At 68.4% G+C, this 25,494-nt stretch carries 25 protein-coding genes and 1 riboswitch; of the genes, 10 read left to right on the top strand and 15 right to left on the bottom strand.

Translation table 11 applies throughout. From position 1 onward, the window contains the following. The first annotated feature begins 43 nt into the window (after nt 1-43). From G3545_RS00630 to G3545_RS00620, 3 genes are read left to right on the top strand one after another with little or no spacing between them, the layout of a single operon-like run. Complete coding sequence (locus tag G3545_RS00630) at nt 44-562, top strand: histidine phosphatase family protein (RefSeq protein WP_170009004.1); 519 nt, start codon at nt 44-46, stop codon at nt 560-562. Then, a complete protein-coding gene (locus G3545_RS00625; RefSeq protein WP_170009003.1) occupies nt 562-2,025 on the top strand; it encodes a YcjX family protein in 1,464 nt (487 codons plus the stop codon). Before G3545_RS00630 ends, G3545_RS00625 begins: the two co-directional genes overlap by 1 nt. Nucleotides 2,026-2,027: 2 nt before the next feature. Then, entirely contained in the window at nt 2,028-3,068 is a 1,041-nt protein-coding gene (locus G3545_RS00620) for a TIGR01620 family protein (RefSeq protein WP_170009002.1), read from the top strand. Between the two features lie 9 nt (nt 3,069-3,077). On the opposite strand, the gene G3545_RS00615 is transcribed toward G3545_RS00620, so the two are convergent. From G3545_RS00615 to G3545_RS00605, 3 genes are all read right to left on the bottom strand, one after another. Beyond that, a complete protein-coding gene (locus tag G3545_RS00615) occupies nt 3,078-3,719 on the bottom strand; it encodes an FMN-binding negative transcriptional regulator (RefSeq protein WP_170009001.1) in 642 nt (213 codons plus the stop codon). A 126-nt stretch (nt 3,720-3,845) separates the two neighbouring features. Continuing rightward, the gene (locus tag G3545_RS00610; RefSeq protein WP_170009000.1) at nt 3,846-4,226 is read right to left on the bottom strand and encodes a DUF427 domain-containing protein; all 381 of its coding nucleotides are present in this window, start codon (nt 4,224-4,226) and stop codon (nt 3,846-3,848) included. A 55-nt stretch (nt 4,227-4,281) separates the two neighbouring features. Further along, the gene (locus G3545_RS00605; RefSeq protein ID WP_170008999.1) at nt 4,282-4,602 is read right to left on the bottom strand and encodes a 2Fe-2S iron-sulfur cluster-binding protein; all 321 of its coding nucleotides are present in this window, start codon (nt 4,600-4,602) and stop codon (nt 4,282-4,284) included. Nucleotides 4,603-4,786: 184 nt separating this feature from the next. On the opposite strand from G3545_RS00605, the gene G3545_RS00600 reads away from it, so the two are divergent. Next, nucleotides 4,787-5,080 carry a hypothetical protein gene (locus G3545_RS00600; RefSeq protein ID WP_170008998.1) on the top strand — a complete coding sequence of 98 codons (294 nt, stop codon included), beginning with the start codon at nt 4,787-4,789 and terminating at the stop codon, nt 5,078-5,080. Nucleotides 5,081-5,093: 13 nt separating this feature from the next. Here the strand turns inward: G3545_RS00600 and G3545_RS29545 are convergent, their stop codons facing one another. Then, nucleotides 5,094-6,365 (bottom strand): S8 family serine peptidase, encoded by a 1,272-nt coding sequence (locus tag G3545_RS29545; RefSeq protein ID WP_170008997.1) that lies wholly within the window; start codon nt 6,363-6,365, stop codon nt 5,094-5,096. 96 nt (nt 6,366-6,461) lie between these two features. Between G3545_RS29545 and G3545_RS29540 the strand changes: the two genes are divergently transcribed. Continuing rightward, nucleotides 6,462-6,980 (top strand): RNA polymerase sigma factor, encoded by a 519-nt coding sequence (locus tag G3545_RS29540; protein WP_170008996.1) that lies wholly within the window; start codon nt 6,462-6,464, stop codon nt 6,978-6,980. Further along, the gene (locus tag G3545_RS00585; RefSeq protein WP_170008995.1) at nt 6,977-7,666 is read left to right on the top strand and encodes a hypothetical protein; all 690 of its coding nucleotides are present in this window, start codon (nt 6,977-6,979) and stop codon (nt 7,664-7,666) included. The genes G3545_RS29540 and G3545_RS00585 overlap by 4 nt, the downstream gene beginning before the upstream one ends. Before the next feature lie 104 nt (nt 7,667-7,770). Here G3545_RS00585 and G3545_RS00580 read toward each other — a convergent pair whose 3' ends face one another. Next, nucleotides 7,771-8,016: a hypothetical protein gene (locus G3545_RS00580; protein ID WP_170008994.1), complete on the bottom strand. Its 246-nt coding sequence runs from the start codon at nt 8,014-8,016 to the stop codon at nt 7,771-7,773. Between the two features lie 242 nt (nt 8,017-8,258). Here G3545_RS00580 and G3545_RS00575 point away from each other — a divergent pair, with 242 nt between their 5' ends. Together G3545_RS00575 and G3545_RS00570 are read left to right on the top strand one after the other, a co-directional pair. Further along, nucleotides 8,259-14,966, top strand: coding sequence for a hypothetical protein (locus tag G3545_RS00575; RefSeq protein WP_170008993.1), 6,708 nt, complete (start codon nt 8,259-8,261; stop codon nt 14,964-14,966). Between the two features lie 101 nt (nt 14,967-15,067). Beyond that, a complete protein-coding gene (locus G3545_RS00570) occupies nt 15,068-15,514 on the top strand; it encodes a nuclear transport factor 2 family protein (RefSeq protein WP_170008992.1) in 447 nt (148 codons plus the stop codon). Nucleotides 15,515-15,525: 11 nt separating this feature from the next. Here the strand turns inward: G3545_RS00570 and G3545_RS00565 are convergent, their stop codons facing one another. The 6 genes from G3545_RS00565 to G3545_RS00540 all read right to left on the bottom strand — a co-directional run bounded on the left by G3545_RS00565 (nt 15,526) and on the right by G3545_RS00540 (nt 20,507). Next, complete coding sequence (locus G3545_RS00565) at nt 15,526-16,017, bottom strand: hypothetical protein (protein WP_206151365.1); 492 nt, start codon at nt 16,015-16,017, stop codon at nt 15,526-15,528. Nucleotides 16,018-16,043: 26 nt separating this feature from the next. Then, entirely contained in the window at nt 16,044-16,430 is a 387-nt protein-coding gene (locus tag G3545_RS00560) for a DUF6152 family protein (protein ID WP_246702635.1), read from the bottom strand. Between the two features lie 107 nt (nt 16,431-16,537). Continuing rightward, nucleotides 16,538-17,167 (bottom strand): ABC-type transport auxiliary lipoprotein family protein, encoded by a 630-nt coding sequence (locus tag G3545_RS00555; RefSeq protein ID WP_170008991.1) that lies wholly within the window; start codon nt 17,165-17,167, stop codon nt 16,538-16,540. A gap of 47 nt (nt 17,168-17,214) precedes the next feature. Next, the gene (locus tag G3545_RS00550; protein ID WP_170008990.1) at nt 17,215-18,507 is read right to left on the bottom strand and encodes an MlaD family protein; all 1,293 of its coding nucleotides are present in this window, start codon (nt 18,505-18,507) and stop codon (nt 17,215-17,217) included. Between the two features lie 10 nt (nt 18,508-18,517). After that, complete coding sequence (locus G3545_RS00545) at nt 18,518-19,333, bottom strand: ATP-binding cassette domain-containing protein (protein WP_170017835.1); 816 nt, start codon at nt 19,331-19,333, stop codon at nt 18,518-18,520. 19 nt (nt 19,334-19,352) lie between these two features. Continuing rightward, nucleotides 19,353-20,507, bottom strand: a complete 1,155-nt coding sequence (locus G3545_RS00540) for an ABC transporter permease (protein ID WP_170008989.1) — start codon at nt 20,505-20,507, stop codon at nt 19,353-19,355. Between the two features lie 248 nt (nt 20,508-20,755). On the opposite strand from G3545_RS00540, the gene dgcA reads away from it, so the two are divergent. Beyond that, nucleotides 20,756-21,733 carry an N-acetyl-D-Glu racemase DgcA gene (gene dgcA / locus G3545_RS00535; protein WP_170008988.1) on the top strand — a complete coding sequence of 326 codons (978 nt, stop codon included), beginning with the start codon at nt 20,756-20,758 and terminating at the stop codon, nt 21,731-21,733. 143 nt (nt 21,734-21,876) lie between these two features. On the opposite strand, the gene thiD is transcribed toward dgcA, so the two are convergent. Further along, nucleotides 21,877-22,680 carry a bifunctional hydroxymethylpyrimidine kinase/phosphomethylpyrimidine kinase gene (gene thiD, locus G3545_RS00530; RefSeq protein ID WP_170008987.1) on the bottom strand — a complete coding sequence of 268 codons (804 nt, stop codon included), beginning with the start codon at nt 22,678-22,680 and terminating at the stop codon, nt 21,877-21,879. A 58-nt stretch (nt 22,681-22,738) separates the two neighbouring features. Beyond that, nucleotides 22,739-22,838, bottom strand: a riboswitch (TPP riboswitch). 120 nt (nt 22,839-22,958) lie between these two features. On the opposite strand from thiD, the gene G3545_RS00525 reads away from it, so the two are divergent. Then, nucleotides 22,959-23,195: an Lrp/AsnC ligand binding domain-containing protein gene (locus tag G3545_RS00525; RefSeq protein ID WP_170008986.1), complete on the top strand. Its 237-nt coding sequence runs from the start codon at nt 22,959-22,961 to the stop codon at nt 23,193-23,195. Between the two features lie 2 nt (nt 23,196-23,197). Here the strand turns inward: G3545_RS00525 and G3545_RS00520 are convergent, their stop codons facing one another. The 3 genes from G3545_RS00520 to G3545_RS00510 all read right to left on the bottom strand — a co-directional run bounded on the left by G3545_RS00520 (nt 23,198) and on the right by G3545_RS00510 (nt 25,361). Then, the gene (locus G3545_RS00520; protein WP_170008985.1) at nt 23,198-24,118 is read right to left on the bottom strand and encodes a DMT family transporter; all 921 of its coding nucleotides are present in this window, start codon (nt 24,116-24,118) and stop codon (nt 23,198-23,200) included. Nucleotides 24,119-24,198: 80 nt separating this feature from the next. Next, nucleotides 24,199-24,834 (bottom strand): cytochrome b/b6 domain-containing protein, encoded by a 636-nt coding sequence (locus tag G3545_RS00515; RefSeq protein ID WP_246702634.1) that lies wholly within the window; start codon nt 24,832-24,834, stop codon nt 24,199-24,201. 95 nt (nt 24,835-24,929) lie between these two features. Then, nucleotides 24,930-25,361, bottom strand: a complete 432-nt coding sequence (locus tag G3545_RS00510) for a cytochrome c (RefSeq protein WP_170008984.1) — start codon at nt 25,359-25,361, stop codon at nt 24,930-24,932. Between the last annotated feature and the right edge of the window lie 133 nt (nt 25,362-25,494).

The raw sequence follows: 25,494 nt of genomic DNA, 5'->3' as shown, positions 1-25,494 counted from the left end.
CGCCGTGCCGTCGCCAGAAGAAATCGGGAATCGAAGAAATCACATGCGTCGTCTGATCTTGTTCCGCCACGCCAAGTCCGCCTGGCCGCAAGGCGTGCCCGACAACGAGCGCCCGCTTGCCGAACGCGGCCGGCTGGCAGCCCCGCTGATGGGTGCCTATATCGCCCGCCATGGCCTCGTTCCCGACCTCGCTCTCGTCTCCCCCGCAAGGCGCACTGAACAGACCTGGCATTTCGCCACGGCCGATTGGCCGCGCGCGCCACGCATGGAGTTCGAGCCGGCCATCTATGAAGCCCATGTCGAGCGGCTGCTGCGCGTGGTGAAGGACCAGGAGAAAGCGGTAAAGAGCCTCATGCTGGTCGGCCACAATCCCGGCCTCGCCGACCTGATGACGATGCTGGTCAGCCGCAACCAGCGGAGCGAGCTGCCGGGCAAATACCCCACCGCCGGCCTCTCGGTGATCGATCTGCCGGTCGACGACTGGGGCGACATCACCCCGCGCCTCGGCACGCTGGAGCGCTTCATCACCCCGAAATCGCTGGGCGGTGAGGAAGACGCCTGATGCCGTCCTGGTATGAGGGGTTGGTCGAGGAGGCGCGGCTTGCCGCGCTGACCCTGCTCGACCGGGCGGAAGACCTCGCCTCGCCGACGCTGCGGCTCGGCATCACCGGCCTTTCGCGCGCCGGCAAGACGGTGTTCACCACCGCCTTGATCCATGCGCTGATGCGCGGCGGGCGGCTGCCGGTGTTCGAGGCGATGCATGAGGGGCGCATCGCCCGCGCGGTGCTGGAGCCGCAGCCCGACGACGCGGTGCCGCGCTTTGCCTATGAGGCGCATCTGGAGACGCTGGCGGGCGAGCGCCGCTGGCCGGAATCCACCCGCCGCATCAGCGAGTTGCGGCTCGCCATCGATTACGCCCCGGCGCGCGGCGGCAACCGCACCCTCACCCTCGACATCGTCGATTATCCCGGCGAATGGCTGCTCGACCTGCCATTGCTCAACCAAAGCTACGCCGAGTTCGCCACCACCAGCCTGCAGCTCGCTCGCGCTCCAGCGCGGCATGCCCTGGCCGAACCTTTCCTCGCCGCGCTGCACGCCACCGATGGCACCGCCCCGGCCGACGAGACCGAGGCCCGCCGCCTCGCCAGCCTGTTCACCGACTATCTCGCCGCCTGCCGTGCCGAGGCGGTCTCGATGAGCCTGCTGCCGCCCGGCCGCTTCCTGATGCCTGGCGACCTCGAAGGCTCGCCGGCGCTGACCTTCGCGCCGATCGACGTGCAGGCCGACATGGAGGCGCCCGCCGGCTCGCTGCAGGCGATGATGGAGCGCCGCTACGAGGCCTATAAGGAGCGCGTGGTCCGCCCCTTCTTCCGCGATCATTTCGCCCGGCTCGACCGGCAGATCGTGCTGATCGACGTGCTTGCCGCGCTGAATGCCGGCCCGGCCGCGCTCGCCGATCTGGAGGCTGCACTCGACGGCATCCTCGCCGCCTTCCGCACCGGGCGGAATAGCTGGCTGACCAGCCTGTTCCGCCACAGCATCGACCGCGTGCTGTTTGCCGCCACCAAGGCCGACCATCTCCACCACACCAGCCACGACCCGCTGGAGGCGATCCTGCGCCGTCTCGTCGAGCGCGCACTGGACCGCGCGCAGAGCGCCGGTGCGCAGATCGACGTCGTCGCGCTCGCCGCGGTGCGCGCCACCCGCGAGGCCAGCGTGAAGCGCGGGCGGGCGCAGCTTCCCGCCATCATCGGCGTGCCGGAAGCCGGCCAGCACGGTGCCGACGCATTTGACGGGCTGGCGGAGGCTGCCGTCTTCCCCGGCGACCTGCCCGAAAATCCATCCGCGCTGTTCGACCCCTCCATGGGCTTCAAGGGCCTGTCGGACGCCACGGGCGGCGACTTCCGCTTCCTGCGCTTCCGGCCACCGGTGGTGGAGCGCAATGCCGATGGCGTTCCGCTGCCGTTTCCCCATATCCGGCTCGATCGCGCCTTGCAGTTCCTGCTCGGCGACCGGCTGAGGTAGCCATGCAAGATCCTTCAGCGCCCAAATCCCCTCGCCGCCCGCAAGCCTTCCGGCTCGATGATCCGGATGTCGTGCTCGCAGAGGAAGGCCAGAGCGCGCCGCGCGGCGCCATCGTGGTGACGCCCTCGCTGGTGCTGCCCGACGCGCCCAGCGAGGTGCCGTTGCCGCCTGCCCCGCCCGAGACGTCGCGCTGGGGCACGCTGTTCTGGACCGGGCTCGGCGGCCTGGTCTCGATGGGCGTCAGCCTCGCGGTGTGGCGGCTGATCGACGACATGTTCGCCCGTTCCGACTGGCTCGGCTGGCTGGCGCTCGCCTTCGCCGCCGCACTCGCCTTGGCCACGCTGGTCATTCTCGGGCGCGAAGTGTTTGGGCTGATGCGGCTGCGCACGCTCAACAAGCTGCGCCTGCAGGCCATGGAGGCGCTGGCGAAGGACGATCGCAAGCTGGCGGAGGGCGTGACGCGGGAGTTGCTCACCATCGCCAAATCCTCGCCCCGGCTGTTTCGCGCCCGCACCGAGCTCAACTCCCATCTCGGCGCCATCATCGACGGCGCCGATCTGGTGCGGCTGACCGAGCGGCACCTGATGGCCCCGCTCGATGCCGAGGCGACCGCTTTGGTCTCCGCGGCGGCGAAACGCGTCTCCATCGTCACCGCGGTGAGCCCGCGCGCGGCGGTCGATCTCATCTTCGTGCTGGTCACGGCGATCGCCCTGGTGCGGCGGCTCGCCGTGCTCTATGGCGGGCGGCCCGGCGCGCTCGGCATGTTCCGCCTGTTCCGCCAGGTCATTGCCCATCTTGCCGTCACCGGAGGCATGGCCGCGGGGGATTCGCTGGTCCAGCAGGTGGTCGGCCACGGCATCGCGGCGAAGCTTTCGGCCAAGCTCGGCGAAGGCGTGGTGAACGGCCTGCTGACCGCCCGGCTCGGCCTAGCGGCGATCGAGGTGACGCGCCCGCTCCCCTTCGCCGCGCTGCCCGCCCCGGCGATCCGGGATGTCGCCTCCGGCCTGATCACGAGCAAGGACACGAAGGACACCGAGGGCTGAGCGCCTTTCTCAGTCCTCGCGCTTCGCCGCCATCATCGCGGCCACCGTGCGATCGGTCTCGCTCGCGGAGGCGCCGAGCCCGGCGACCACCCCGGCATAGTCCGCCGGCTTCTGGTTCTGGCTCAGCTTGGCCTTGCCTTCCAGCGCCTCGATCCGCAGCCGCAGGCCGACAATGGCGCGCAACTGGCGCTCCAGATAATCCGCCGGCGCATCGTTCGCCTGCCAGGGCGCGTCGAAGCGCGCCTCGTGGCGATCCGTGAGTGCGGCGACCTGCGCCATCAGCGCCTCGCGGTCGTCGAACAGTTCGAGGCGGCCACGGGCGTGCACGACGCTGTAGTTCCAGGTCGGCACGACGCGGCCATGCTCGGCCTTGGAGGCGTACCAGGACGGCGAGACATAAGCGTCGGCAAGCAGGAACACCGCCAGTGCCGATTGCGAAAGATCGCTGGCCTCGAGCTGCGGATTGGCGCGGGCGAGATGTCCGCTCAGCGTGCCGAACGGCCCGGCGTCCCGGTCAAGTCGCAGCGGCACATGGCTGACCAGCGGCCCGGCGGCGCCGACCGTCACCAGGCAGGCAAGGCCGGTCGCCTCGATGTGCGCATGCATCGCCGCGACATCGTCCTCGCGAAAGGCGGAAGGCGTGTAGAGCATGGCGGCGGTCCTCTCGTCAGCTGCCGGATTGACCTTGCAACCGTCAGGACACAGCGACAAGCCGAGTCTTCGTATCGGTCCGATCAACGCTCGCGATGGATAGGCGCTGAGGTGCCGGCCGCCCGATCACTTCGGCTCTTGCGCCAATTCTTCGATGGCGTCGACGCGGTCGGAATAGAAGGCCAGGCGTCCGGCGATCTCGGCGACCGCCGGGTACGGCACTTCATAGCACCAGGCGACATCGCGCGGCCCACGTCCGACCGAATAGTAGGTCGCATCGCCCTTATAGGGGCAATAGCTGGTGGTTGGGCTCGGCTCCAGCAACGACATGGCCACATCCGCCCGCGGAATGTAGTGGACCGGCGCATATTTCGCCTCGCGCAGGGTCAGGGCATCGGTGGTGTCGGCGATGATCTGGTCCGCCAGCCGGACGATCACGCGCGAACCATTGCGGACGATCGTGATGGGATGATCGTCGCTGGGAATTCTCATACGGGGATCGGTCATCTCTGTGCTTTCCTACCAACGTGAAGAGCCCCGCAGGATGCCCGCGCGGGACACCCTACCCCTGATGGTCCGGCGTGCGCACCACAAGGCCGTCCAGCGCCGGCGTCACCTTGATCTGGCACGACAGGCGCGAGTTCGGCTGCACGTCGGAGGCGAAGTCGAGCATGTCCTCCTCCATCGGCGCCGGCTCGCCGGTCGCCTCCCGCCATGCCGCGTCGACATAGACATGGCAGGTGGCGCAGGCGCAGGCGCCGCCGCATTCGGCGTCGATGCCCGGCACGCCGTTGCGGATGGCCGTCTCCATCACGGTCGCGCCGATCTGGGCCTCCACCGTGCGCGAGGTGCCGGCGGCGTCGATATAGGTAATTTTCGGCATGGGGAGGGCTTCTGCGGTCTCGAAGGATTTTAAGGAGAAGCCTTAGATAGCCTCCGTGTCGCCGGAATGCCAGCACGTGGGAAATGTGCCGCGCCACGGAATAAACCGCCGCACATCCTCGTTCTGCGAGCGTGAGGCCGGGAGGCGCGCCGCCTCGAGCCTCCGCGAGAACGGAGAGCATCCCATGAAAATCCTGGTCATCCCCATGGCGGGCGCGCTGCTGGGCCTTGGCTTACTGGCCGGCCCGGCGCACGCGGGCACACCGATTGCGCTGACCGCACCGCTTCTGCTGGTCGACGACGACGATGATGATGATGACGGCCGGCGCCGCTGGATACGTCAGCGCCACGTCGAGTGGCACCATTACCAGGTCACGCCGCGCAATTATTACCGCGGCCATGATGACGACGATGACGATCGCGGCCGCTATCGCGGCTGGCGCTTTCGCCGGCACGGCGATGATGACGGCGACGACTGAGGCCGCCTGATTGTCACGGCCCGCACGCCGGCATCTTCACCATGCCCCAGCCGAACACCGGGTCGCGCCCGGCCTCGCCGAGATCGCGCGCGCTCCTGGCCAACCGCGCCACCAGATCAGCGGTCGGCACCTCCGGCGCGTCGAGGCGCTGCGTCGCCAGCGCCGCGGTCACGAACGGCACGGCATAGGAGGTGCCGGAGCGCAGCCGGCCCGCTTTGCCCGAGGCGGTCCACAGCTTCACGCCCGGCGCGGCGAAGGCGATGTGCGGTCCACCCGTCGCCTGGCGATAGGCGCGCCCCTGCACATCCGCCGCCGTCACCGCGACGACATCGCGATAGGCGGCCGGAAATTGCGGTGGCGCACGCGGGCCTTCATTGCCGGCGGCTGCCACCAGCACCACGCCGCGCGCCGCCATGGCGGTGATCGCTTCCTCAAGTACCGCATTTTCCGGGCCGGCCAGGCTCAGATTGACGATGTCGACGTCGTGCCCAGCAAGGCGGTCGAGCGCGCGTGCGACATCATAGGCGTCGGCGATCTCTTCGCCTCCGGCACGGTGGAAGGCATCGACTGCAATGATCTCCGCCCGCGGCATGAGACCGGGGGCCGGCCCGTCCGCGGCGCCAGCGAGCAGCGCCGCCACCGCCGTGCCATGCGCATTTCCCGCCGCGGCCCGTCCCTTGCTGCGGGTCGAGAGCTCGGTGATGCGCGCGCTGCGCAGCGCAGGTGCGTCCAGATCGATCCCGGTATCGACCAGGCCGATGCGCGGCGCCAGCCGACAGCCCGCGGCCGGCGGCGGCCAGCCGACCGCGGCGTGAGCAGGGCAGTCATCGGGAGCGCAGGGGAAATCGCTGGGGCGGTAGCGCGTATTGAGATCGAGCGCCGCCTGCGGCACCGCCCCGGCAATGAGGCGACGCGCCTGCGCCAGGCTCAGCCGCCGCAGCGGGCGCAGCCGGGCGGTCTCCCGGCCGGTCAGCGCCAGCCGCTCGCGGGCAATCACCCGGAAACCGAGCGCCGCGATGCGGTCGAGATCGGCGCCCGCCGGCACAGCGACGACGAATTCCGGCAGCGGACGCGGAGCAGGAGGCCGCGCCTGACGCGGCGATGGAGGCGGGGCCACGCGGCGCGGACGCGGGCGATCATCGTCATCGTCATCATCGCCCCAGTCATCGTCATCATCATCGGCAAGCGCTTGCGAGATCGCGAACCCCTCCCCGACCGGCGCGAGCGGGAACGCCCCCAGAAGCGCGGCGAGCAGCAAGACGACGACAGCCCGGGAAAGGTTCATGACACACCAAACGTGACGCGACTGAAAAAATTCCACGCGAGCGGAATAAGCATCCTTACCTTACGTTATGTCGCCGAACGAGACCGGGGACCTGTCTTGAGCGTCGACATAAGACCGCTGCTGATCCGCGCGCTGCCGAAGCTCCGGGCCTTCGCCTGGTCACTGACCCGCTCGCGCGAGGCTGCCGACGACCTGGTGCAGGGCGCCTGCGAGCGGGCGTTGGCCGCCAGCGCCAGCTGGCAGCCAGGCACCAATTTCGACAGCTGGATGTGCCGCATCCTGCGCAATCTCTGGATCGACGCGTTCCGCGCACGCCGCCCCGAGGCGCCGATCGAGGAGTGGCCGGACCTGCCGGGCCAGGACGGCCGCACCACGGTGGAAGCCCGGCTCACCTTGCAGGCGACGCAGGCCGCCATCGCCGCTCTGCCGGAAGAACAGCGCTCGGTGCTGATGCTGGTCTGCGTCGAGGAGATGAGCTACCGCGACGCCGCGAGCACGCTCGATATCCCCGTGGGCACCGTCATGAGCCGCCTCGCCCGGGCGCGGACAGCGGTCGCGACGGCCCTGGAGGGCGCGCCGGAGCCGCGCGCGGCCGGCATGGGAGCACGCAGATGAGCGGCGAGGCCAAAATCACCCGCGACGAGATCACCGACGAAATGCTGATGGCCTATGTGGATGGCGAACTGCCGCCGGAGATCGCGGCTGCGGTGGAGCACGCCGCCGCCGAGCCGGGGATTGCCCGGCGCATCGACGGGTACCGCCGCTCGCGCACTGCGACCCGCGATGCCTTCGCAACCTTGCTCGATGCGCCGCCGCCCGAACGCCTGCTCGCCGCGATCTTGCCGGCACGCCGGCCGGCATGGCGCAGCCGTGCCGCGCTACCGCTCGCCGCCGCGCTGGCACTTGTCCTCGGGCTCGGGAGCTATTGGGTCGGCCGGCTTTCGGCGCCGGAGACACTTACCGGGGTGGCCGGTTCGCCGGCAGTAGCGACGGCGCTGGGCAGGCAGCCGAGCGGCGCCCCGCTCGGTATCGGCCCGGCGCAGCTTGTGCTGAGCGGCACCTACCTGATCAAGGATGGTCTTTGCCGCAGCTTTACCTTGACGAGCGAAAGCGAAGCGCTGCGCGGCGTCGGCTGCGACCATGGTCGCGGCTGGCGGACCGAATTGCTGGTCGCCGCTACCGTCGAAACCGCTCCCGCCTCCGGATCGGCGGCCGAGTTGGTCGAGGGTTTTCTCGAAAGCGCCGGTGCCGGCGCCGCGCTCACGCCGGACGCGGAAGCACAGCACCTCAAAGGCGACTGACCGATCCCGCCTGGCAGACCCTAGATCCCCAAGCTTGTCCCGGAATGAGGATGAAAGGGGTGTTCATTTCCGAACAAACGGAATCTTGAGCACGCTTGCCACCGTTACTTCGCAACGCCTACGGCTGCCCGACCGGCCGTGGTGAGGCGGCAGACCAGCCAGTCCGGCTTGATCGGATTGGCGATCCACGGCTCCGCCCAGCCGGCGGCGAGACAGGATTCCACAGTACGCCGCGGCACCTCGCGGCCCTGCTCATCGAACAGTGGCAGCTTACCGCCGGGTTGCTTCAGGCCACGCTCCAGCCAGCGTCGCTGGGCGACGGTGGGAGCGCTGATTTCCTTTCGAGACATGGTGAACAGCTCGTTAACGATATCGAAAGAGGTTTACGAAACCCCCGTTCCATTTTGAAACTGCACGCGCGTAATATAGGAATGCGGTGGACCGGCATGTCTCTTTAACTTTGCGGAGGATAGCGTCTCGAATCGGGAATGGCACCCTAGCGACCCGCGAAGAGACGTGCTGGACTGTTAAATTCCCCGGCCCGACGGCGGAAGCCGGTGGGGAGTAGCGTACGGACCGGAGGCGACGTCCGATGTCGAAGAGCACGAAGAAAGTTCAGCAAGATCCTACCGAGGCCGCACTTTCGGCCATTCAGGAGGCCCTCAGTCTGGACGCTAAGAAAGAAGCAGAAGCCGCGGGGGAGGCTGTCGACGACGAGTTCGACCTGCCGCCGGCACAGGAGCCGAAAGGGCCGCGCATCGAGATGCGCGCACGCCCGCAATTCGACGATGACGATTTCGCCCCGCCCGAAGAAACTTCCGAGGACGAGCCGCTCGCCCGCAGCATGGAGCGCCCGGTGGACCGCCAGAGCGAACGCGAGCGCCCGATCGAACGCGAGCGGCACGTGGAACGTCCCGTGGAGCGCCCCTTGGAACGTGAAGTTTTTCCCGCCATCGCCCGTCCGGCGCCGGCGTCCGATTTCGTGCCGTTCGACCGCGCTGCCGAGCGCAACGAGCATGCCCCGCCGGTCGAGCGTCCGCAGGAACGCGCTCCCGAGCGCACCCGCCCTGCCCCGCATCCGCGCCACGCCGAAGCCGCGCCGCCCGCGCGCCGTGCTGCCAATGACGATCGCCAGAGCATCGGCCAGTTGCTCGCCGCGCTGCAGCGCCGCCCCTCGCCCATGCCGTACGTGGTTGCCGCCGGCGCCTCGATCGGCTGGCTGATCATTGGCGGCCTGCTGGCCGCCGCGCATCTGCGGGTGGCCGAGCTCGGCGCCAGCGAAATGCTCTCCTCGCCGGCGCTCCTCACCATCATCGCCGGCCTGATCGTGCCGCCGATCTTCTTCTTCGTGCTCGCCGGCATGGTCAGCCGCACCCAGGAAATGCGCATCGTCGCGCATTCCATGGCGCAGGTCGCCGTCCGCCTCGCCGAGCCCGATGCAGTGGCGATGGATTCCGTCGTCACCGTCGGCGAAGCCATCCGTCGCGAGGTCGCCGCCATGGGCGACGGCGTCGAGCGCACCATTGCCCGCGCCGGCGAACTCGAAGCCATGGTGCGCAGCGAAGTCGCCGTGCTCGAGCGCGCCTATGACGAAAACGAGATGCGCGTGCGCAGCCTCATCGAGGAGCTGGTGTCCGAGCGCGAGACCATCCTCTCGCATGCCGACCGCATCCGCGATTCCATCGCCGGCGCCCACGTCTCCTTCTCCCACGAGGTCGAAGGCGTCAGCGAGCGCATCAATGCGAGCGTGATGGAGGCCGCCGACCGCGTCACCCATACGCTGGCGGACAAGGGCGAGCACATCACTCTGGCGCTCGGCCGCGTGGGCGACACCATCATCGATGCGCTCACCGACAAGGGCGGCGACCTGATCGACCGCCTGCACGTCACCGGCACCGAGGTGAACGAGAACCTCACCGGCGCCAGCGAGCACCTCATCACCACCCTGACCTCGAAGACCGACGACATCAGCCGTCGGCTTTCGGGTGTCACCTCCGACCTCGCCGAGACGCTGGCGGCGCGTACCGACGAGATCGGCTCGCATCTGCTGCGTACCGCGACCGAGCTGTCCGACGTCGTCACCAGCCGCACCGACGAGATGGGCGCCAAGCTCACCGCGACCACGCTGACGCTGACCGAGACGCTGACCTCGCGCTCGGACGAGATCACCAACGCCCTGGTCGACACCGGCACCCGCCTCGCCGACGAGATCGCGGTGCGTGCCAACGAGGTCAACCATACCCTCAAGAGCACCGGCGAAGCTCTGGTGCTCGACCTGTCGCTGCGCGGCGGCGACGTCGTGCGCAAGCTCGAGGAGACCGGCACCCGCGTCGCCGAGACCATCACGGTACGTGGCGGCGACCTCGCCGACCGCATCGCCGACACCGGCAACCGCATCTACGACACCGTCGCGGTGCGCGGCGTCGAACTGGAGCGCCTGCTGGCCGAGACCGGCCAGCGCGTTACCGACCAGCTCTCCGACGCCGGCGCGGGCGTGACCCAGTCGCTGGAAAGCGCGGCAGAGCGGTGGGCGATCGACCTGTCGTCGAAGAGCGACATGATGACCGAGCGCATGGAGCAGATCGGCGCCAATGTGGCGCAGGCGATCGGCACCCGCGGCGGCAAGGTCACCGACCAGTTCCGCGAAACCGCGGAAATGCTCTCCTCCACCATCGGCGCCAAGGGCGAGGCGATGAAGGAGATGCTGAACGCCCGCCTCAAGGCGTTCGAGGAGACCATCTCGGTGCGCGGCGGCGAGCTCGCCAACCGCATCGGCAATGATTCCGGCGTGCTCGGCCGCCAGATCACGGATGGGCTGCGCAGCTTCGACGAGACCGTGAAGACCCACGGCGGCGGCCTGGTCAACCAGATCACCCAGCGGGTCGATGCCGTCACCCGGAGCATGGAGGTCAATCTCGCCGGCTTCGACGAACGCGTCTCCAGCAAGACCTCGGAAGTCGCGATCGCGCTCGACCAGCGGCTCGGCATCGTCGAGAACGTGCTCGACACCCGCGTCCTCAGCGTCAGCAACGCGCTCGACGAGCGCCTCGCCAATATCGAGGCCGCGCTCGACCGCCGCGTGCACAGCCTCAACGAGACGCTGGCCAACCGCACCGTCGAGTTCGCCCGCACCGTGACCGACGGCACCAAGCTCGCCAGCGAAACCATGGACGGTTCGCTGCGCACCCTCGACGGCTTCTTCGTCGACCGCACCAAGGTGGTGACCGATGCGCTGACAGAGCGGCTCGACTTCGCCGACCGCACCCTCGGCAACCGCGCGCTGGAAGTCGCCGGCACGCTCGATGCGCGCGTCAGCCGCTTCGAGGAGCTGGTGGTCGGCCGCCTGGAAACCGTCGCCACCTCGATCGAGGTGCGCGGCGCCGGCCTCGCCGACTCGCTCGCCCACCGCATCGAGTCGGTCAGCGGGCAACTGCGCGACGAGACCGGCGCGATGGAGCGCACGCTCAATCTGCTGGCCGACAATGTCAGCCGCCATCTGCTCGATCGCGCCGGCGAAGTCGCCACCCTGTTCGACGCCCGCACCGCCGAACTGGCGCGCCTGGTCGACGACAGCGGCAATGGCTTCCTCGGCGCGCTCAATGACCGCAGCGTCGGCATTGCCAGCGAGATCACCCGCGCCAGTGGCGAAGTGCTCGCCGCGATCGACAATCACCGCGCCGGCCTGCTCCAGGCCCTGGAGCACACCCGCGGCGGCGCCGTCGACGATATCCTGCGTGCCAGCGACACCTTGCTGCACACGCTGGAGACCCGCTCCAACGGCGTCGTCACTGCCTTCGAGGCGGCGACCGCCGGCCGCGCCGACGAGATGCTGCGCGCCAGCGGTGCGATGATCGAGACCATCGAGAGCCGCGCCGCCGGCGTGCTGGAGAGCTTCCAGCGCACCTCTAACGCGACCAATAGCGAGCTCACCCGCGTCGGCGAGACCCTGCTCGATACCATCGAGAGCCGCAGCGCCGGCGTTCTCGAGGCCTTCCAGCGCACCTCCGGCGAGACCAACAGCGAGCTCACCCGCGTCGGCGAGACCCTGCTCGATACCATCGAGAGCCGCAGCGCCGGCGTGCTGGAGGCCTTCCAGCGCACCTCCGGCGAGACCAACAGCGAGCTCGCCCGCATCGGCGAAACTCTGCTCGATACCATCGACAGCCGCAGTGCCGGCGTGCTGCAAACCTTCCAGCGCACCTCGACCGAAACCAATGCCGAGCTCGCCCGCCTCGGCGAGACCTTGCTCGATTCCATCGAGAGCCGCAGTTCCGGCGTGCTGGAGACCTTCCAGCGCACCTCGACTGAAACCAACGGCGAGTTGGCCCGCCTCGGCGAGACCCTGCTCGGCAATATGGAGAACCGCACCGGCGAACTCGTCGCGGCGCTCCAGCGCTCCACCGGCGACGCCGCCGGCGAGGTCGCCCGCTTCAGCGACGACCTGCTTACCAATCTGGAGAGCCGCACCAGCGGGCTGGTGTCCGCCGTGCAGCAGGCCACCGGCTCGGTCGCCGGCGAGATCGCCCGCATCGGCGAGGAGCTGGTGAGCAGCCTCGATGGCCGCACCGGCAGCCTGGTGGCCGCCGTGCAGCAGACCACCGGCGGCACCATCGGCGAGCTGGCGCGCCTCAGCGAAGCCTTCGTCGCCAGCCTTGACGACCGCGCCGGCAACATCGTCACCGCGATCCAGCAGAGCACCGGCGGCGCCTCGGGCGAGATCGCCCGCCTCAGCGAGGCTTTCGTCGCCGACCTCGACAACCGCGCCGGCAACATCGTCGCCGCGATCCAGCAGAGCACCGGCGGCGCTTCCGGCGAGATCGCCCGCCTCAGCGAGGCTTTCGTCGCCGACCTCGACAGCCGCACCGGCAACATCGTCGCCGCCATCCAGCAGAGCACGGGTGGCGCCTCCGGCGAGATCGCCCGTCTCAGCGAGGAATTCGTCAGCAGCCTCGATACCCGTACCGGCAATCTGCTCGCCGTCATGCAGGAGACCACCGGCAACACGACGGGCGAGATCGCCCGCATTGGCGAGGCCTTCATCGCCGAGTTCGACAACCGCGCCGGCAACCTCGTCAGCGCCGTGCAGCAGAGCACGGGCGGCGCTACCGGCGAGCTTGCGCGGCTCAGCGAAGAGTTCGCCGCCGGCCTCGACACCCGCACCAGCAACCTCGTCAGCGTGGTGCGCGACACCGCCGGGGAAGCCTCCGGCGAACTCGCCCGCATCGGCGAAGAGCTGGTCGCCGGCATTGACGGGCGCGCTGGCGCCCTCATCGAGGCGATGCGCCTGACCGCCGGCGAGACTGGTGGCGAGATCGCCCGCATCGGCGAGGAACTGCTCTCCGGCCTCGATGGCCGCGCGGTCAGCCTCGTCGGCGCGGTGCAGCAGACCGCCGGCCAGGCGACGGGCGACATCACCCGCGCCAGCGACGAACTGCTCGGTGCCATCGAGGCCCGGGCCGGCGCGCTGGTCGACACCCTGCGCCTGACCGCGGGCACCACCGCGACCGAGTTCAGCCGCGTCGGCGACGACCTGCTCGGCGCGCTGGAGAATCGCGGTTCCGGCCTGATCGAGGCCATCTCGGAGAGCGGCCGCAACGCCATCGCCGGGATCGCGGCCACCAACGACGCCGTCAAGGGCGACGTCAATGGCGTGCTCGATCGTCTCGGCGAGATGAACGGGCTGCTCCAGCAGGTGCTGGCAGGCGCCGCCGCCAATCTCGCCAGCATCGAGGGCGCCATCTCCGAGCGGCTCGACGTGTTCCGCAACACCGTTGCCCATGTCGAGGACGCCACCCGCCTCACCTCCGACCGCCTCGAAGACCAGATCAAGGATCTGCGCGGCGTCTCGACCGGGGTGCTGGAGGAAGTCGCCGGGCTCACCCAGCGCTTCACCGAGCAGGCCGGGGTGATCTCCGGCGTTGCCGGCGCGCTCAACGACACGCATCTGCGCATCGACTCGACGCTGGTCGACCGCCGCGAGTCGATCACCGGACTGTCCGACGCCCTCGCCGCCAAGGCCGAGGAACTGGACACCCGGCTCGCGCATTTCGCCTCGCTGCTGCAGGACGCCCTGCAGAGCGCCGAGGGCCGCGCGCACGAAATTTCGCGCGTGGTCGCCGACTCCACCGCCCGCTCCACCGAAGCCATCGCCAATCAGCAGGACCAGGTGCGCAAGACTTCGGAGGAGGAGCGCGAGCGCACCGCCGCCGCGCTGCGTGCCGCCTATGAGAAGACGGTCGGCGAGGTCAGCGCGCTGATGGGCAAGGCGACCCAGGGCTTCGGCGAAGCCGCAAAGGAGCTGAAGGACTCGGCCGCCGACGTCCAGCGCGTGCTGGAGACGACGCGCCAGGAACTGAAGCGCGGCGTGCTCGAACTGCCGACCGAGACGGAAGCCAGCGCCGCCACCATGCGTCGCGCCGTCGCCGAGCAGATCAAGGCGCTCGCCGAGCTCAACGAGATCGTGGCCCGCCAGGGTCGCGCGCTCGACATCGCCGAGCCGGCACCGCGCAACCGTCTCGGCGCCACCTCGGCCGCTGTCGCGGAGAGCGGTCCGGTCGCCCCGGCGCGCTTCAGCAGCTACAGCCGCAGCGAGCCTGCTGCGGCACCGGCCCCGCGTCCCGAGCCCGCCGCCCCGGCGCCAGTCGCCGCGCAGCCCGCTCCCACGCAGGCCGCGCCCGCACAGCCGGCTCCGCGTCCGGCGGCTCCGCCGACGCCTGCTCCCACCCCTGCCCCGGCCGCGGCAACCCCGCCCGCCGCATCGGCAGCTGCGGCTCCGCGCACCGCCGCCCCGCCGCTGGCCGATACCCGCGGCGGCTGGCTCTCCGAACTGCTGGCCCGGGCGTCGGGCGACAGCGCGGAGACGGCGCCTGCCGCCCCCGTCGAGCAACCCGCCCCGGCACGCCCGGCGGCGCGCACCGAGGATCCGCTGGCCGGCCAGCCGGAGCGTCCGGTGCACCACACCATCGAGTCGCTCGACTCGCTCTCGGTCGACATCGCCCGCATGATTGATCATGAGGCCGCGGTGGAGCTGTGGGAGCGCTACAAGCGCGGCGAGCGCAACGTCTTCACCCGCCGGCTCTACACCATGCAGGGCCAGCAGACCTTCGAGGAAATCCGCCGCAAATACCGCCGCGATCCGGAGTTCCACGAGACGGTCGACCGCTACATCGCCGAGTTCGAGCGCCTGCTCGACCAGGTGGCACGCGACGATCGTGGCCAGGTGCTGACCAAGACCTACCTGACGTCGGATACCGGCAAGGTCTACACCCTGCTCGCCCACGCCGCCGGCCGCTTCGACTGAGCGGCGCCGGGCTGGACAATGTGAAAGGGCCCCCGACAGGGCCCTTTTTCATTGGTGCCGTTCCGATAGGTTCATGGACGTACCGAGAGGAGCCCTTAGCCGTGTCCGTGCGCCCTGCCCTCGCTCTGATCGCGGCTCTCGCCGCGGCGACGCCTGCCGCCGCAACCCCTGATGCCGAGCAGCAGATCCGCACCGCGCTCAAGACCTGGACCGAGGACTTCAACGCGCGCCGTCCGGAACGCATCTGCGACCTGTTCGCGCCCGAGTTGCGTTACGATTATCGCGGCTTTATGGAGCGCGGCTATCAGGACATCTGCACGCTGCTCAAGCGCTCGCTGACTGATCCGGCACGCCGCTTCCGCTATGCGCTGGACATCAAGGAGGTGCTGGTCGCCCGCGACCTCGCCGTGGTGCGGCTGGTGTGGATCCTCAAGGTCACGCGGGAAGGCGCCGCCGAGGCCACCTCCGAGGAGCCCGGCATGGACGTGTTCCGCCGCCAGTCGGACGGGACTTGGAAGATCATCCGCTACATCGCCTATGAGGAATGACGGCGAGCCGATCAGAGATAGGCGATCATCCGCCCGCAATAGCCCACGCTGAGCCACAGCCCGATCGAGGCCGCCGCCTGCAGCCGCCCGAGCACCGGCGGCATCGCATCCCAACTCCCGAGTTGCCGGCTCCAGAGCAGCCGGAACAGCACGGCGTTCGCCAGCGCCAGCACCACCAGCGCGATCTTGATCTGCATCAGCCCGCTGCCTGCCAGCGAGGCCGCGTCCGCCGCGAACAGCATGGCACCGCTCGGCAGCAGCAAGAGGATGCCGCAGACGGCGAATGGCGTAAGGAAGTGCGACGCCGCCGGCACCGTGATGTTGTGCCGGCCGACGCCCAGGATGCGCAGATCCAGCGCCGCGATCGGGCCGACCAGCATGACCAGGCCGAGCAGATGCACGAGGTTCGCCACCGGATAGATCCAGAGCGAATCCCGGATGAGGGCGCCAAGCCACGATTGCTGGAGCGCGAACGCCCATTCCGGCCCGACGCCGTGCTCCATCGCCCCGCCCCGCCCCTTCCGACCGCTCAGCGCAATTCGATGGTCTTGCCGTCGATGGTGATGCGCTCGGCGCGCATCTCGGTCGGCGTCACCTTGCTCGGATAGCCCTCGACCTTCGCCACCTTGCCGACGGTTAGTTCCTCGCGCGGCAGGCCGCGGGAGTTCATCCGCGAAGGCGGGGCCAGCACCACGTCCCAGCGCTTGCCGCGCCCTTCCATGATGACGTGGCCGTGCGGGAACTCGTAGGCGGCCTGGAGGATCGGCCCTTCGAGCGTGACGACGGTGTTCGCGTCGTAGCTGCCCCAGCCATGATGGGCGAATGCGGCGCCGGTGCCGGCCAAAGCAAGGAAACCCGCGGCGAGCAGCGGACCGGCGCGGTGGATCATGGGGCGGGGAGCGGGATTGCCGGACATGGCGCGAACTCCTGACGAGGCGAGCGTCTCGCCGCGCAGGCTAGCGTGCATTGCCGTTACGGCATTTCACGTCCGCGCGAGCGGGCGTTCAGCGGCGTCGAAGACCATCAGAACCGGGCGGAGGCCCACTTCACCATTTCGACGAACACCTGGTCAGAGGCCTGGTCGAGCGCCCTGGTGGCCTGCGCCCCGGCCGTGCCCTCGGCCGCGACGCGCGCCTTGAACACCTGCGCCGCGGCGATGCGGCCGGTGCGGTCGTTCACGATCTTGGCGGAGACCTCGACCACCGCCTCATTGCCCTGGTAGGCCTGGATGCCGAAGGAGCGCAGGTCGGTCAGCAGCGCATAGTCGGCGGTCACGCCGCTGCCGGGGCGTGATACCGAGCGGGCGCGATTGCCGTTTTCGAAGGATTCGATCAGCCGAGCCTGGAACAGCGCCGGCAGCCGGTCGCTCCATTGCGCGTCGGACAGATAGGTGATCTGGCCCGGCGCCGGCTCGACCAGGATCTTCTCGGTATCGAGCACGGCGAGCGCGGTCGGCGCACCGACCAGAAGCTGGCCGGTGCCGGTGCGCGGCGCGGTGAAATTGCTCGGCGCGGTGAGGTCGAAGGTCGGCACCGCCTTGCTGCCGCCGCCCAGCAAGGCAGCGCAACCGCCCAGCGCGGACGCGAGCGACAACTGGAGCGTAATGACGGCCGCAATGCGCGCCGTCCGCCCGAAACGCTCAAACCCGGTCACGCGTTAAGCTCCCTGCCCCAGATAGACGTCAAGCGCCACCCCATCGCTTACCGCCCACTGTAGCTGGGAACGGATGAGCCGCCAAAGATGAACTGACGGGGATTGCGCTCAAGATTGCGGAAAACCCGCTCGATTTCGGCCAGCGTGCGCCGTCCGTCCGAGGCCAGCGCCTCATATTGACGCAAACCCGGCCCGGCGAACTGGTTGAGGTTCTTGGAGAGCTCGGCGGTGCGCACGTCGAGATTGGCGGCGAGCTTGCGCACTTCCTCGGCCGCGCTGGACACTTGCGCGAACATGCCCTTGCCTTCCTCGCTGGTCGTCATTGAATTGACGTTGTCGAGGATGGTGTCGAGCTTGTTGGCCATGCCGTTGAGCTTGGCGGACAACTCGGAGGCGTTCTTCAGCAGCGAATCGGTATCGGGCGCGCGATTGGCCAGCGTCTGCGAGAAGGTCTCGAAATTGCCGACCGCCTTGCCGATCTTGTTGGGGTCGATGGCCTGGGTGATCTGGTCGACCCGGTTGAAGGTGGTCTCGAGCTGGGCGGAGAAGCCGCGGAAGGTCGACGCAATCGCACTGGCATCGTCGATGAAGGAGCGGATCTTGTCGCTCGAATCGCCAAGCTGCTTGGTGAATTTCTGCACATTGTCGATGGTGTCGCCGACCTTGTTCGGGTCGATGGCGGTGGCGATCTTGTCGAGTGTCTGCGCCAGCGTGTCGATCCGCTTGGCAGCACCGCCGATGTCGGACAGGAAGCCGTTGATGTTGTCGGAATTATTGCCGAGCGCCTGGGAGAATTTATCGAAATTGGTGATGACCGAATTGATCTTGGTCTCGTTGTCGGCGAGCAGATTGTCGACCCGGCGGGCAATGGCGTCGACCCGGCCCATCACCTCCTTGGCACCCTGCATCAGGTCCTGAACGCCCGAGGCGTCGGCCCGCAGCGTCTGCAACTGGCCGTCAGGCGGCGCCGGCAGCGGCGGCGCATTGGGACTGCCGCCGACGAGGCCGACCGAGCCGAGGCCGGTCAGCACCGTCACATTGAGCTCGGCGCGGGTGTCGGCCTTCACCGGCGTGCCCGGCGGCACCGCGATGGTGGCGATCACCCGGCGCGGATCGGCGGCATCGAGCCGCAATCCCGTCACTTCGCCGACCGGTATGCCGTTGAAGGTAACGGCCGAGCCACGCTGCAGGCCGCCCACCGTACCGTCGAAAATGACGTCATAGGAGACGCGCGGGCCGCGATTGCTCGATCCGGTGAACCACCACACGAAGGCGAACGCTCCCGCGACGATGGCGAGGGTGAAAAGGCCGATGATGGTGTAATTGGCGCGTGTTTCCATGCGTTACGTCTCACCGCCGCCCTTCGTTTGCGATACCCACCGCCCGTGCCCGCTTGCCGCGGAAATAGGCGGAGATCCAGGGATGATCGGAGGCCAGCATCGTCTCGATGGGCCCGACCGCGATCACCTTGCCTTCGGCCAGCGCCGCGATGCGGTCGCACACCGTGTGAAGGCTGTCCAGATCGTGGGTTACCATGAATACGGTCAGCCCCAAAGTCTGCTGCAATGTGCCGATAAGTTCGTCGAACTCGCCGGCACCGATCGGATCGAGGCCCGAGGTCGGCTCGTCGAGGAACAATATCTCCGGATCGAGCGCCAGCGCGCGCGCCAGCGCGGCGCGCTTGATCATGCCGCCGGAAAGCTCGGAGGGCGCCTTCTCGGCAACGTCCGGCGAGAGGCCCACCATCTCGATCTTGGCGATGGCGAGTTCGTCCATCAGCCGTGGCGACAAATCGAGATATTCCCGCATCGGGAACTGAATGTTCTGCTTCACGCTCAGCGAGGAGAACAGCGCGCCCTGCTGGAACAGCACGCCCCAGCGCTGCTCCAGCAGGCGCTTTTGCTCAAAGCCGAGCGTATCGAGATCCTCGCTGAACACCTCGACGGTTCCGGCGCGCTTCGGCACCAGGCCGAGAATGGTGCGGGTCAGCACCGACTTGCCGCCGCCCGAAGCGCCGACGAAGCCGAGGATCTCGCCCGGCATCACGTCGAGCGACAAATGATCGAGGATGATGCGGTCGCCGAAGCCGACCACGAGGTCGCGCACGCGGATGATCGGCTCGCCCGGGTGCACGCCCGCGTGATGCGCGCCATTGGTGCCGTTCATGCCCTGCGCCACGCTCGCCTCACAGATTCACGGCGGCGAAGAACATGGCGAACAGTCCGTCCACCACGATCACCAGGAAGATCGACTTCACCACCGCGGCGGTGGTCTTGGCGCCAAGCGATTCCGCGCTGCCGCCGACCCGCATGCCCTCCATGCAGGAGATGAGGCCGATGATGGCCGCCATGAACGGCGCCTTGATCATGCCGACCTCGAAGGTGTTCAGCCCGATGGCTTCCTGCAGCCGGGCCATGAAGATAGTCGGCGTGATGCTGCCGTAGAGCCACGACACCAGGCCACCGCCGAACAGCGCGCACATGTTGCCGATGAAGGTGAGCAGCGGCACCGCAATGATCAGCGCGACCAGTCGCGGCAGCACCAGCACCTCGTTGGGGTCGAACCCCATCACCCGCAGCGCGTCCACCTCCTCGCGCATCTTCATCGAGCCGAGTTCGGCGGTGAAGGCGCTGCCGGAACGGCCGGCGACCATGATGGAGACAATCAGCACGCCGAGTTCGCGCAGCGTGAGGATGCCGACCATGTCGACCACATAGGTGGTCGCACCGAACCTGCGGAAATTGAAGATGCCCTGCTGCGCGATGATGCAGCCGATCAGGAAGGTGATGAGGGCGATGATCGGCACCGCCCTGAGCCCTACCCGCTCCAGATGATAGACCATCGAGGTCCAGCGGAAATTCTGCGGGCGTATCAGCACCCGCAGGAACGCGATCACCACCGCACCGACGAAACCCAGGAACTGGACCGCGTCCTCGTAGCCACCCATCACCGACCGGCCGGTGACATAGAGGCTGCCTACCAGCGGGTTGCGGTGCTGGCGTGGCGGCGGCACCTCGTGGCAGCCCCGCTGCACCTCGTCCAGCAAGGGCTGGAAACGCCGGTCAAGCCCGACCAGTTGCGAGTGCACCCCGTCTTCCTCGAGCGTGCGCAGCACGCGGTCGAGCAGCAACGCGCCGACTGTGTCGATGATGCGGACGCCGGACAGGTCGACCCGCGCGGCGCTTGTCGGCCCGGTGGAGGAACGGGATTCCTCGAGGCACGCATCCACCACGGATTCGAGCGCGTGCGAATGCGCCGCCGTCCATCGGCCGTTGCCGACGAACACCAACTCACGCCCATGGCGGGCCATCGCCAGCAGCGGGGCTTCAGCGGCTCCCAAATCGGGCTCCCAACAACGCCTCCTAATCCAGCTCGCCAAGGCGGTCCGGGGCACTCAACCTCTTATCCGGACGCCTCGATTCCGTCGAGACCATAGGGCAACTTGACGGTATCAAGGTAATGATAGCGCAAACTCTTGGCCATTGTGTGCTTTCCCGGCGACGTTACAGGACAGAAGCTTCGCCGGCATTGCTATGATTGCGCCTCGACCGCCGATTCCCCGGCCAACCAGCCTCGCGGATCCCCGCCATGCCGACACTTTCCGTGCGCATCGAGCGCTTTCCCATAGCGGGCGCCTTCACCATTGCCCGCGGCTCGAAGACCGAGGCGGTGGTGGTAGTGGCGGAACTTGCCGACGGCGCGACGACCGGGCGCGGCGAATGCGTGCCCTATGCCCGTTACGATGAAACCGTCGATGGCGTCGCCGCGCTCATCGCCTCCGTGGCATCGGAGGTCGCAGCCGGCCTCGACCGCGCCGATCTGCAGGAGCGCCTGCCGCCCGGCGCGGCGCGCAACGCGCTTGATTGCGCCTTCTGGGATTTCGAGGCAAAGCGCACCGGGCGCCGCGCTTTCGAACTTGCCGGCCTCCCCGCTCCAGCGCCGGTAACCACCGCCTATACGATCAGCCTCGGCACCGCGCAGGCCATGGCCGAGGCGGCGCGGGTGGCCGGCCGCCCGCTGCTCAAGCTGAAGCTGGGCAAGGAGGGCGACGCCGAGCGGTTGGCCGCGATCCGCGCGGCGGTGCCGGAATGCGAACTCATCATCGATGCCAATGAGGGCTGGACCGCCGCGAATCTCGAGGCAAACCTCGCCGCCTGTGCCAGCGCCGGCGTCACCCTGGTCGAGCAGCCGCTTCCGGCTACCGATGACGGCCTGCTGGAGCGGATCATCCGGCCGGTCCCGGTCTGCGCCGATGAGAGCGCGCATGGGCTGGAGAGCCTCAGCCATCTCGCCGGGCGCTATGACGCCATCAATATCAAGCTCGACAAGACCGGCGGGCTGACCGAGGCGCTCGCTTTGGCCGAGGCGGCGCGCGCCGCCGGGCTCGACATCATGGTCGGCTGCATGGTCGCGACCTCGCTCGCCATGGCCCCGGCGCTGCTGCTGGCGGGCGCGGCGCGCTATGTCGATCTCGACGGCCCGCTGCTGCTCGCCCGCGACCGCGAGCCGGCGCTGCACTATGAAGGCAGCCTGGTCTACCCGCCGAAGCCCGAACTGTGGGGCTGACACACGCGAGACCAACTTTATGTCGTCATCCCGGCCGTAGCCCGAAGGGCGAAGAGCCGGGATCGTAAGACGCTGATGCGCAACACCTTCTTGCCATCCCGGATACGGCCTCACGGCCGTTCCGGAATGGCAATGGATGAATTTCAATCCCAGATGGCGTGGAAATGGTGCACCGGGCCGTGGCCACGACCGATGCTCAGGTCGTCGGCGCGACCGATGGCGCGGGTGAGGTACTGCTTCGCCGCCTCGACCGCGTCCCGCAACGCCAGGCCTTTCGCCAGCCCGGCCGCGATGGCGGAGGATAGCGTGCAGCCGGTGCCATGGGTGTTGCGGGTGGCGACACGCGGGGCCCGCAATTCAACGAAACCCTCAGCATCGAGCAGCACGTCGACGCTCTCCGGCCCCTCGCCATGCCCCCCTTTCACCAGCACCGCCTTGGGCCCGTAGGCCAGGAGCCGCTCCGCCTGCGCCCTTGCCTCGGTGACGCTCGTTGCCGGCGCTGCATCCAGCAGCGCAGCGGCTTCCGGCAGGTTCGGCGTGATCAGCAGCGCCCGCGGCAACAGCAGGCGGCGCAAGGATTCCACCGCTTCCGGCACCAGCAGCCGATCGCCGGACGCGGCCACCATCACCGGGTCGAGCACCACGGTGGTGAGGCGATGGCGGTCGAGCCCGAGGGCAACCGTCTCGATCACCTCGGGACGCGACAGCATGCCGATCTTTACCGCATCGACGTCGAGATCGGAGAACACCGCATCGATTTGCGCCGCGACGAAATCCGGCGGCACGTCGTGGATGCCGGAAACGCCGAGCGTGTTCTGCGCGGTGAGCGCGGTGATGACGCTGGCGCCATAGACGCCGAGTGCGGAGAACGTCTTGAGGTCGGCCTGGATGCCGGCGCCGCCGCCGGAATCCGAGCCTGCAATGGTCACGGCGATGGGGGTCTTCATCAGGCGTCCTCCCCGCCGGGAGGATGCGACGCGCCGGACGCCGGACGCATAAGTCCCGGCATGAGCGCGACCCGTTCCCTCCGCCGGCATGATCCGGATCAGGTTCGTGGGTTGGCGGAACCGCCTCTCAGCCCTTTCGGACACCCCAACGAGATCGTTACCCGTCGAATTAAGCGAAGCGGGACCCGCTTTCAAGTACAGCGCGAACACCGACTATGGGGGTTGCCAGCATCGTGCCCTTCTGTTCCCTTGGCGCGCTGAAAATACGGATGCGCGCCATGATCCCTTTCTTCGTCCAGATCAAATGCCAGCTCGGCCGTTCCTATGAGGTGGCCAACGCCATCGCCGACGCCGAGATCGCCTCCGAGATCTATTCCACCGCGGGCGATTTCGACCTGCTGGTGAAGTTCTATGTCGCGGAAGGCACCGATATCGGTCACTTCATCAATGAGAAGGTACAGACCGTGCCGGGCATCCAGGACACCCGCACCATCGTCACCTACAAGGCGTTCTGATTTCAGGCCGACGGGCCGGAGGGCGACGATGCCGCATCCGCCTCGGCATCCCGCGCCGATCGGCGCTCGCGCCAGATGACGAACATGCCGGCCGTGATGACGATCCCCGCGCCCACCAGCACCAGCAGCGGGGGCGTCTCGGCGAACAGTATGAAGCCCAGCAGCACCGCCCACAGCATCGCCGAGTAGGTGAAGGGCGCCACCAGCGAAGCCGGCGCATAGCGGTAGCTCTCGGTGAGCAGGATCTGCCCGATGCCGCCGAGAATGCCGATGGTGAGCAGCAGCGCCGCATCGCCCGCGCTCGGCAGCGTCCAGCCCCACGCCGCCGTGGCAAGCCCTGCCAGCGACGCCAATGCCTGGAAATAGAACACGATGGCCGGCGTGGTCTCGGTCGCGGTCAGGCGGCGAATCTGCACCATGGCGCTCGCCGTGCACACCGCCGCCATCAGCGCGAATGTGGCGCCGAGCGCACGCTCGCGCGTCTCGAAGCCGCCCTCGAAATGCGGCCACAGCATCACCACCACGCCGCCCAGGCCGACCAGCACCGCGGCCCAGCGATAGAGCTGCACAGTCTCGCGCAGGAAGATCGCGGCGAGGATCACGGTGACCAGCGGCGCGGTGAAGCCGATGGCGGTGGCGTCTGCCAGCGGAATGCGGGCAAGTGCGGAGAATGTCAGGAACATCGAGCACACGCCGATGGTGCCGCGGATGATGTGGCCGACCGGATTGGCGGTGCGCACCGCGGCGCTGATCTCGCGCCGGAACGCCAGCAGCGCCAGCAGCGGGAACAGCGCGAAGAAGGCGCGCGAGAAGATCACTTCGCCGGTCGGAACCCGTTCCGAGACGATGCGCACCAAAGCCGACATGATGGTGAATAGGAAGGTCGCGCCGACCTGCAGCGCGATCCCCTTGAGCGCGTTCATGCGGCGGCTTGGAGCATGTTCGCGCCGTTGCGGCAAGGCACGGCTTTACATGGCTGCCGTGCGCCGCCGCGCGATCTCAGCTAGGGAAACGGATCGCCCCCGGCGAGCGCGATGCCGCCGAACACGATGCCCGCCGAAACGGCGAGGCACGCGATCGCCAGCACGACCGAGCCAGCCGTCGCGGACGCCTGGTCGGCATAGGCCGCGCGCGGCTTGTGACCGGTGAACATGGCGAGGATCAGGTTATCCTTGCCGAACAGCGAATAGGCGAGATTGGCCAGCGCGTGCAGCGCTATCAGACCCAGGAGCCACCAATAGATGTCCTGATGCAGCGCCGAGGCGCGCTTGATCCAGTCTTCTCCCGCCACTCGTACCAGCGGCCCGTCGACGATGATGTCGTCGGTGGTGAACAGCCCGGCCACGCCCTGCGCCGCGACGAGCGCCAGCAGCGCCACCACCATCCAGCCGCCGAGCGGATTGTGGCCGAGATAGCGCGGCGAGCGCCCGCGCACGAGATCGGCCGCATAGCGCAGCGCCGCGGCGGGCCCGGCAAGGAACCAGGCGAAACGAGCGGTCGAGCCGCCGACCAGCCCCCACAACAGGCGGAACACCACGAGTGTGAGGATGGCGAGGCCGTTCCACATGTGCCAGACGAGGCCGACATCGCCATATATTTGCTGGCGAAGGCGAGCCCCACCAGCACCGCGAGCGTCCATTTCGCCAGCCGGGTCGGCAGGTCCCAGGCGAGCACCGCCGGCGCCTGGCCCGCCAGTGCGGTGCCGGAGCGCGCCTTGGACACCGCATCCATGGATCAGCTCTTCTTGCGGAAGGTCTGGTGGCAATTGCCGCAGGCGCGCAGCACATTCGGGAAGTTCGCCTTGAGGCTGGCATCGTCGGTGATCGCGACCTTGGCCTTCGCCGCCTCATCGCCCAGCTTGGCGAACAGCGCCTTGAACTCGTCATTGCGCTCCCACACCACCGGAAGCGCTTCGCTGCCGTCCTGCGAGCCGGCCGGGAACATGGTCGGCAGCACCTGCGCATTCTTGATGACGAGGTCGAGCGCCGCCTGCACCTTGGCAGCATCGAACGCGGTCTCGCCCTTCAGCATGGCGCCGACCGGCCGCACCTCGCGGTTCATTGCCTTGAACAGCGCCTCGCGCTGCTCGACGATGTTGGACTGCGCGGACACCACGGTGATGGCGCTGAGGGCGAGCATGGCGGCAAGCACAAGGCGGCGGATCATGAACAGGCTCCCGGTTACGCGGAAGCACTCCCGACTCCGCTGCGCCGCAACATAGAGAGCTTCCAATAAGCGGAGCAATCGCATCCCGGGCGCTCTCGCGCGCTCGTGATTGACGCTGGAACATGTTCCGGCA

It is taken from the genome of Starkeya sp. ORNL1, from assembly GCF_012971745.1.
GTDB lineage: Bacteria > Pseudomonadota > Alphaproteobacteria > Rhizobiales > Xanthobacteraceae > Ancylobacter.
The sequence above is the reverse complement of the archived record's forward strand: the minus strand, read 5'-3'. Positions and strand labels throughout refer to the sequence as shown.

What these genes read in the sequence shown, in the direction of transcription:
- G3545_RS00630 (WP_170009004.1), top strand. Translation starts at nt 44, where the DNA reads ATGCGTCGTCTGATCTTGTTCCGCCACGCCAAGTCCGCCTGGCCGCAA.
- G3545_RS00620 (WP_170009002.1), top strand. Translation starts at nt 2,028, where the DNA reads ATGCAAGATCCTTCAGCGCCCAAATCCCCTCGCCGCCCGCAAGCCTTC.
- G3545_RS00575 (WP_170008993.1), top strand. Translation starts at nt 8,259, where the DNA reads ATGTCGAAGAGCACGAAGAAAGTTCAGCAAGATCCTACCGAGGCCGCA.
- G3545_RS00520 (WP_170008985.1), bottom strand. Translation starts at nt 24,118, where the DNA reads ATGAACGCGCTCAAGGGGATCGCGCTGCAGGTCGGCGCGACCTTCCTA.
- dgcA (WP_170008988.1), top strand. Translation starts at nt 20,756, where the DNA reads ATGCCGACACTTTCCGTGCGCATCGAGCGCTTTCCCATAGCGGGCGCC.
- G3545_RS00510 (WP_170008984.1), bottom strand. Translation starts at nt 25,361, where the DNA reads ATGATCCGCCGCCTTGTGCTTGCCGCCATGCTCGCCCTCAGCGCCATC.
- G3545_RS00600 (WP_170008998.1), top strand. Translation starts at nt 4,787, where the DNA reads ATGAAAATCCTGGTCATCCCCATGGCGGGCGCGCTGCTGGGCCTTGGC.
- G3545_RS00565 (WP_206151365.1), bottom strand. Translation starts at nt 16,017, where the DNA reads ATGGAGCACGGCGTCGGGCCGGAATGGGCGTTCGCGCTCCAGCAATCG.
- thiD (WP_170008987.1), bottom strand. Translation starts at nt 22,680, where the DNA reads ATGAAGACCCCCATCGCCGTGACCATTGCAGGCTCGGATTCCGGCGGC.
- G3545_RS00545 (WP_170017835.1), bottom strand. Translation starts at nt 19,333, where the DNA reads ATGAACGGCACCAATGGCGCGCATCACGCGGGCGTGCACCCGGGCGAG.
- G3545_RS00615 (WP_170009001.1), bottom strand. Translation starts at nt 3,719, where the DNA reads ATGCTCTACACGCCTTCCGCCTTTCGCGAGGACGATGTCGCGGCGATG.
- G3545_RS00580 (WP_170008994.1), bottom strand. Translation starts at nt 8,016, where the DNA reads ATGTCTCGAAAGGAAATCAGCGCTCCCACCGTCGCCCAGCGACGCTGG.
- G3545_RS29545 (WP_170008997.1), bottom strand. Translation starts at nt 6,365, where the DNA reads ATGAACCTTTCCCGGGCTGTCGTCGTCTTGCTGCTCGCCGCGCTTCTG.
- G3545_RS00515 (WP_246702634.1), bottom strand. Translation starts at nt 24,834, where the DNA reads ATGGACGCTCGCGGTGCTGGTGGGGCTCGCCTTCGCCAGCAAATATAT.
- G3545_RS00605 (WP_170008999.1), bottom strand. Translation starts at nt 4,602, where the DNA reads ATGCCGAAAATTACCTATATCGACGCCGCCGGCACCTCGCGCACGGTG.
- G3545_RS00550 (WP_170008990.1), bottom strand. Translation starts at nt 18,507, where the DNA reads ATGGAAACACGCGCCAATTACACCATCATCGGCCTTTTCACCCTCGCC.
- G3545_RS00610 (WP_170009000.1), bottom strand. Translation starts at nt 4,226, where the DNA reads ATGACCGATCCCCGTATGAGAATTCCCAGCGACGATCATCCCATCACG.
- G3545_RS00625 (WP_170009003.1), top strand. Translation starts at nt 562, where the DNA reads ATGCCGTCCTGGTATGAGGGGTTGGTCGAGGAGGCGCGGCTTGCCGCG.
- G3545_RS00585 (WP_170008995.1), top strand. Translation starts at nt 6,977, where the DNA reads ATGAGCGGCGAGGCCAAAATCACCCGCGACGAGATCACCGACGAAATG.
- G3545_RS00525 (WP_170008986.1), top strand. Translation starts at nt 22,959, where the DNA reads ATGATCCCTTTCTTCGTCCAGATCAAATGCCAGCTCGGCCGTTCCTAT.
- G3545_RS00560 (WP_246702635.1), bottom strand. Translation starts at nt 16,430, where the DNA reads ATGTCCGGCAATCCCGCTCCCCGCCCCATGATCCACCGCGCCGGTCCG.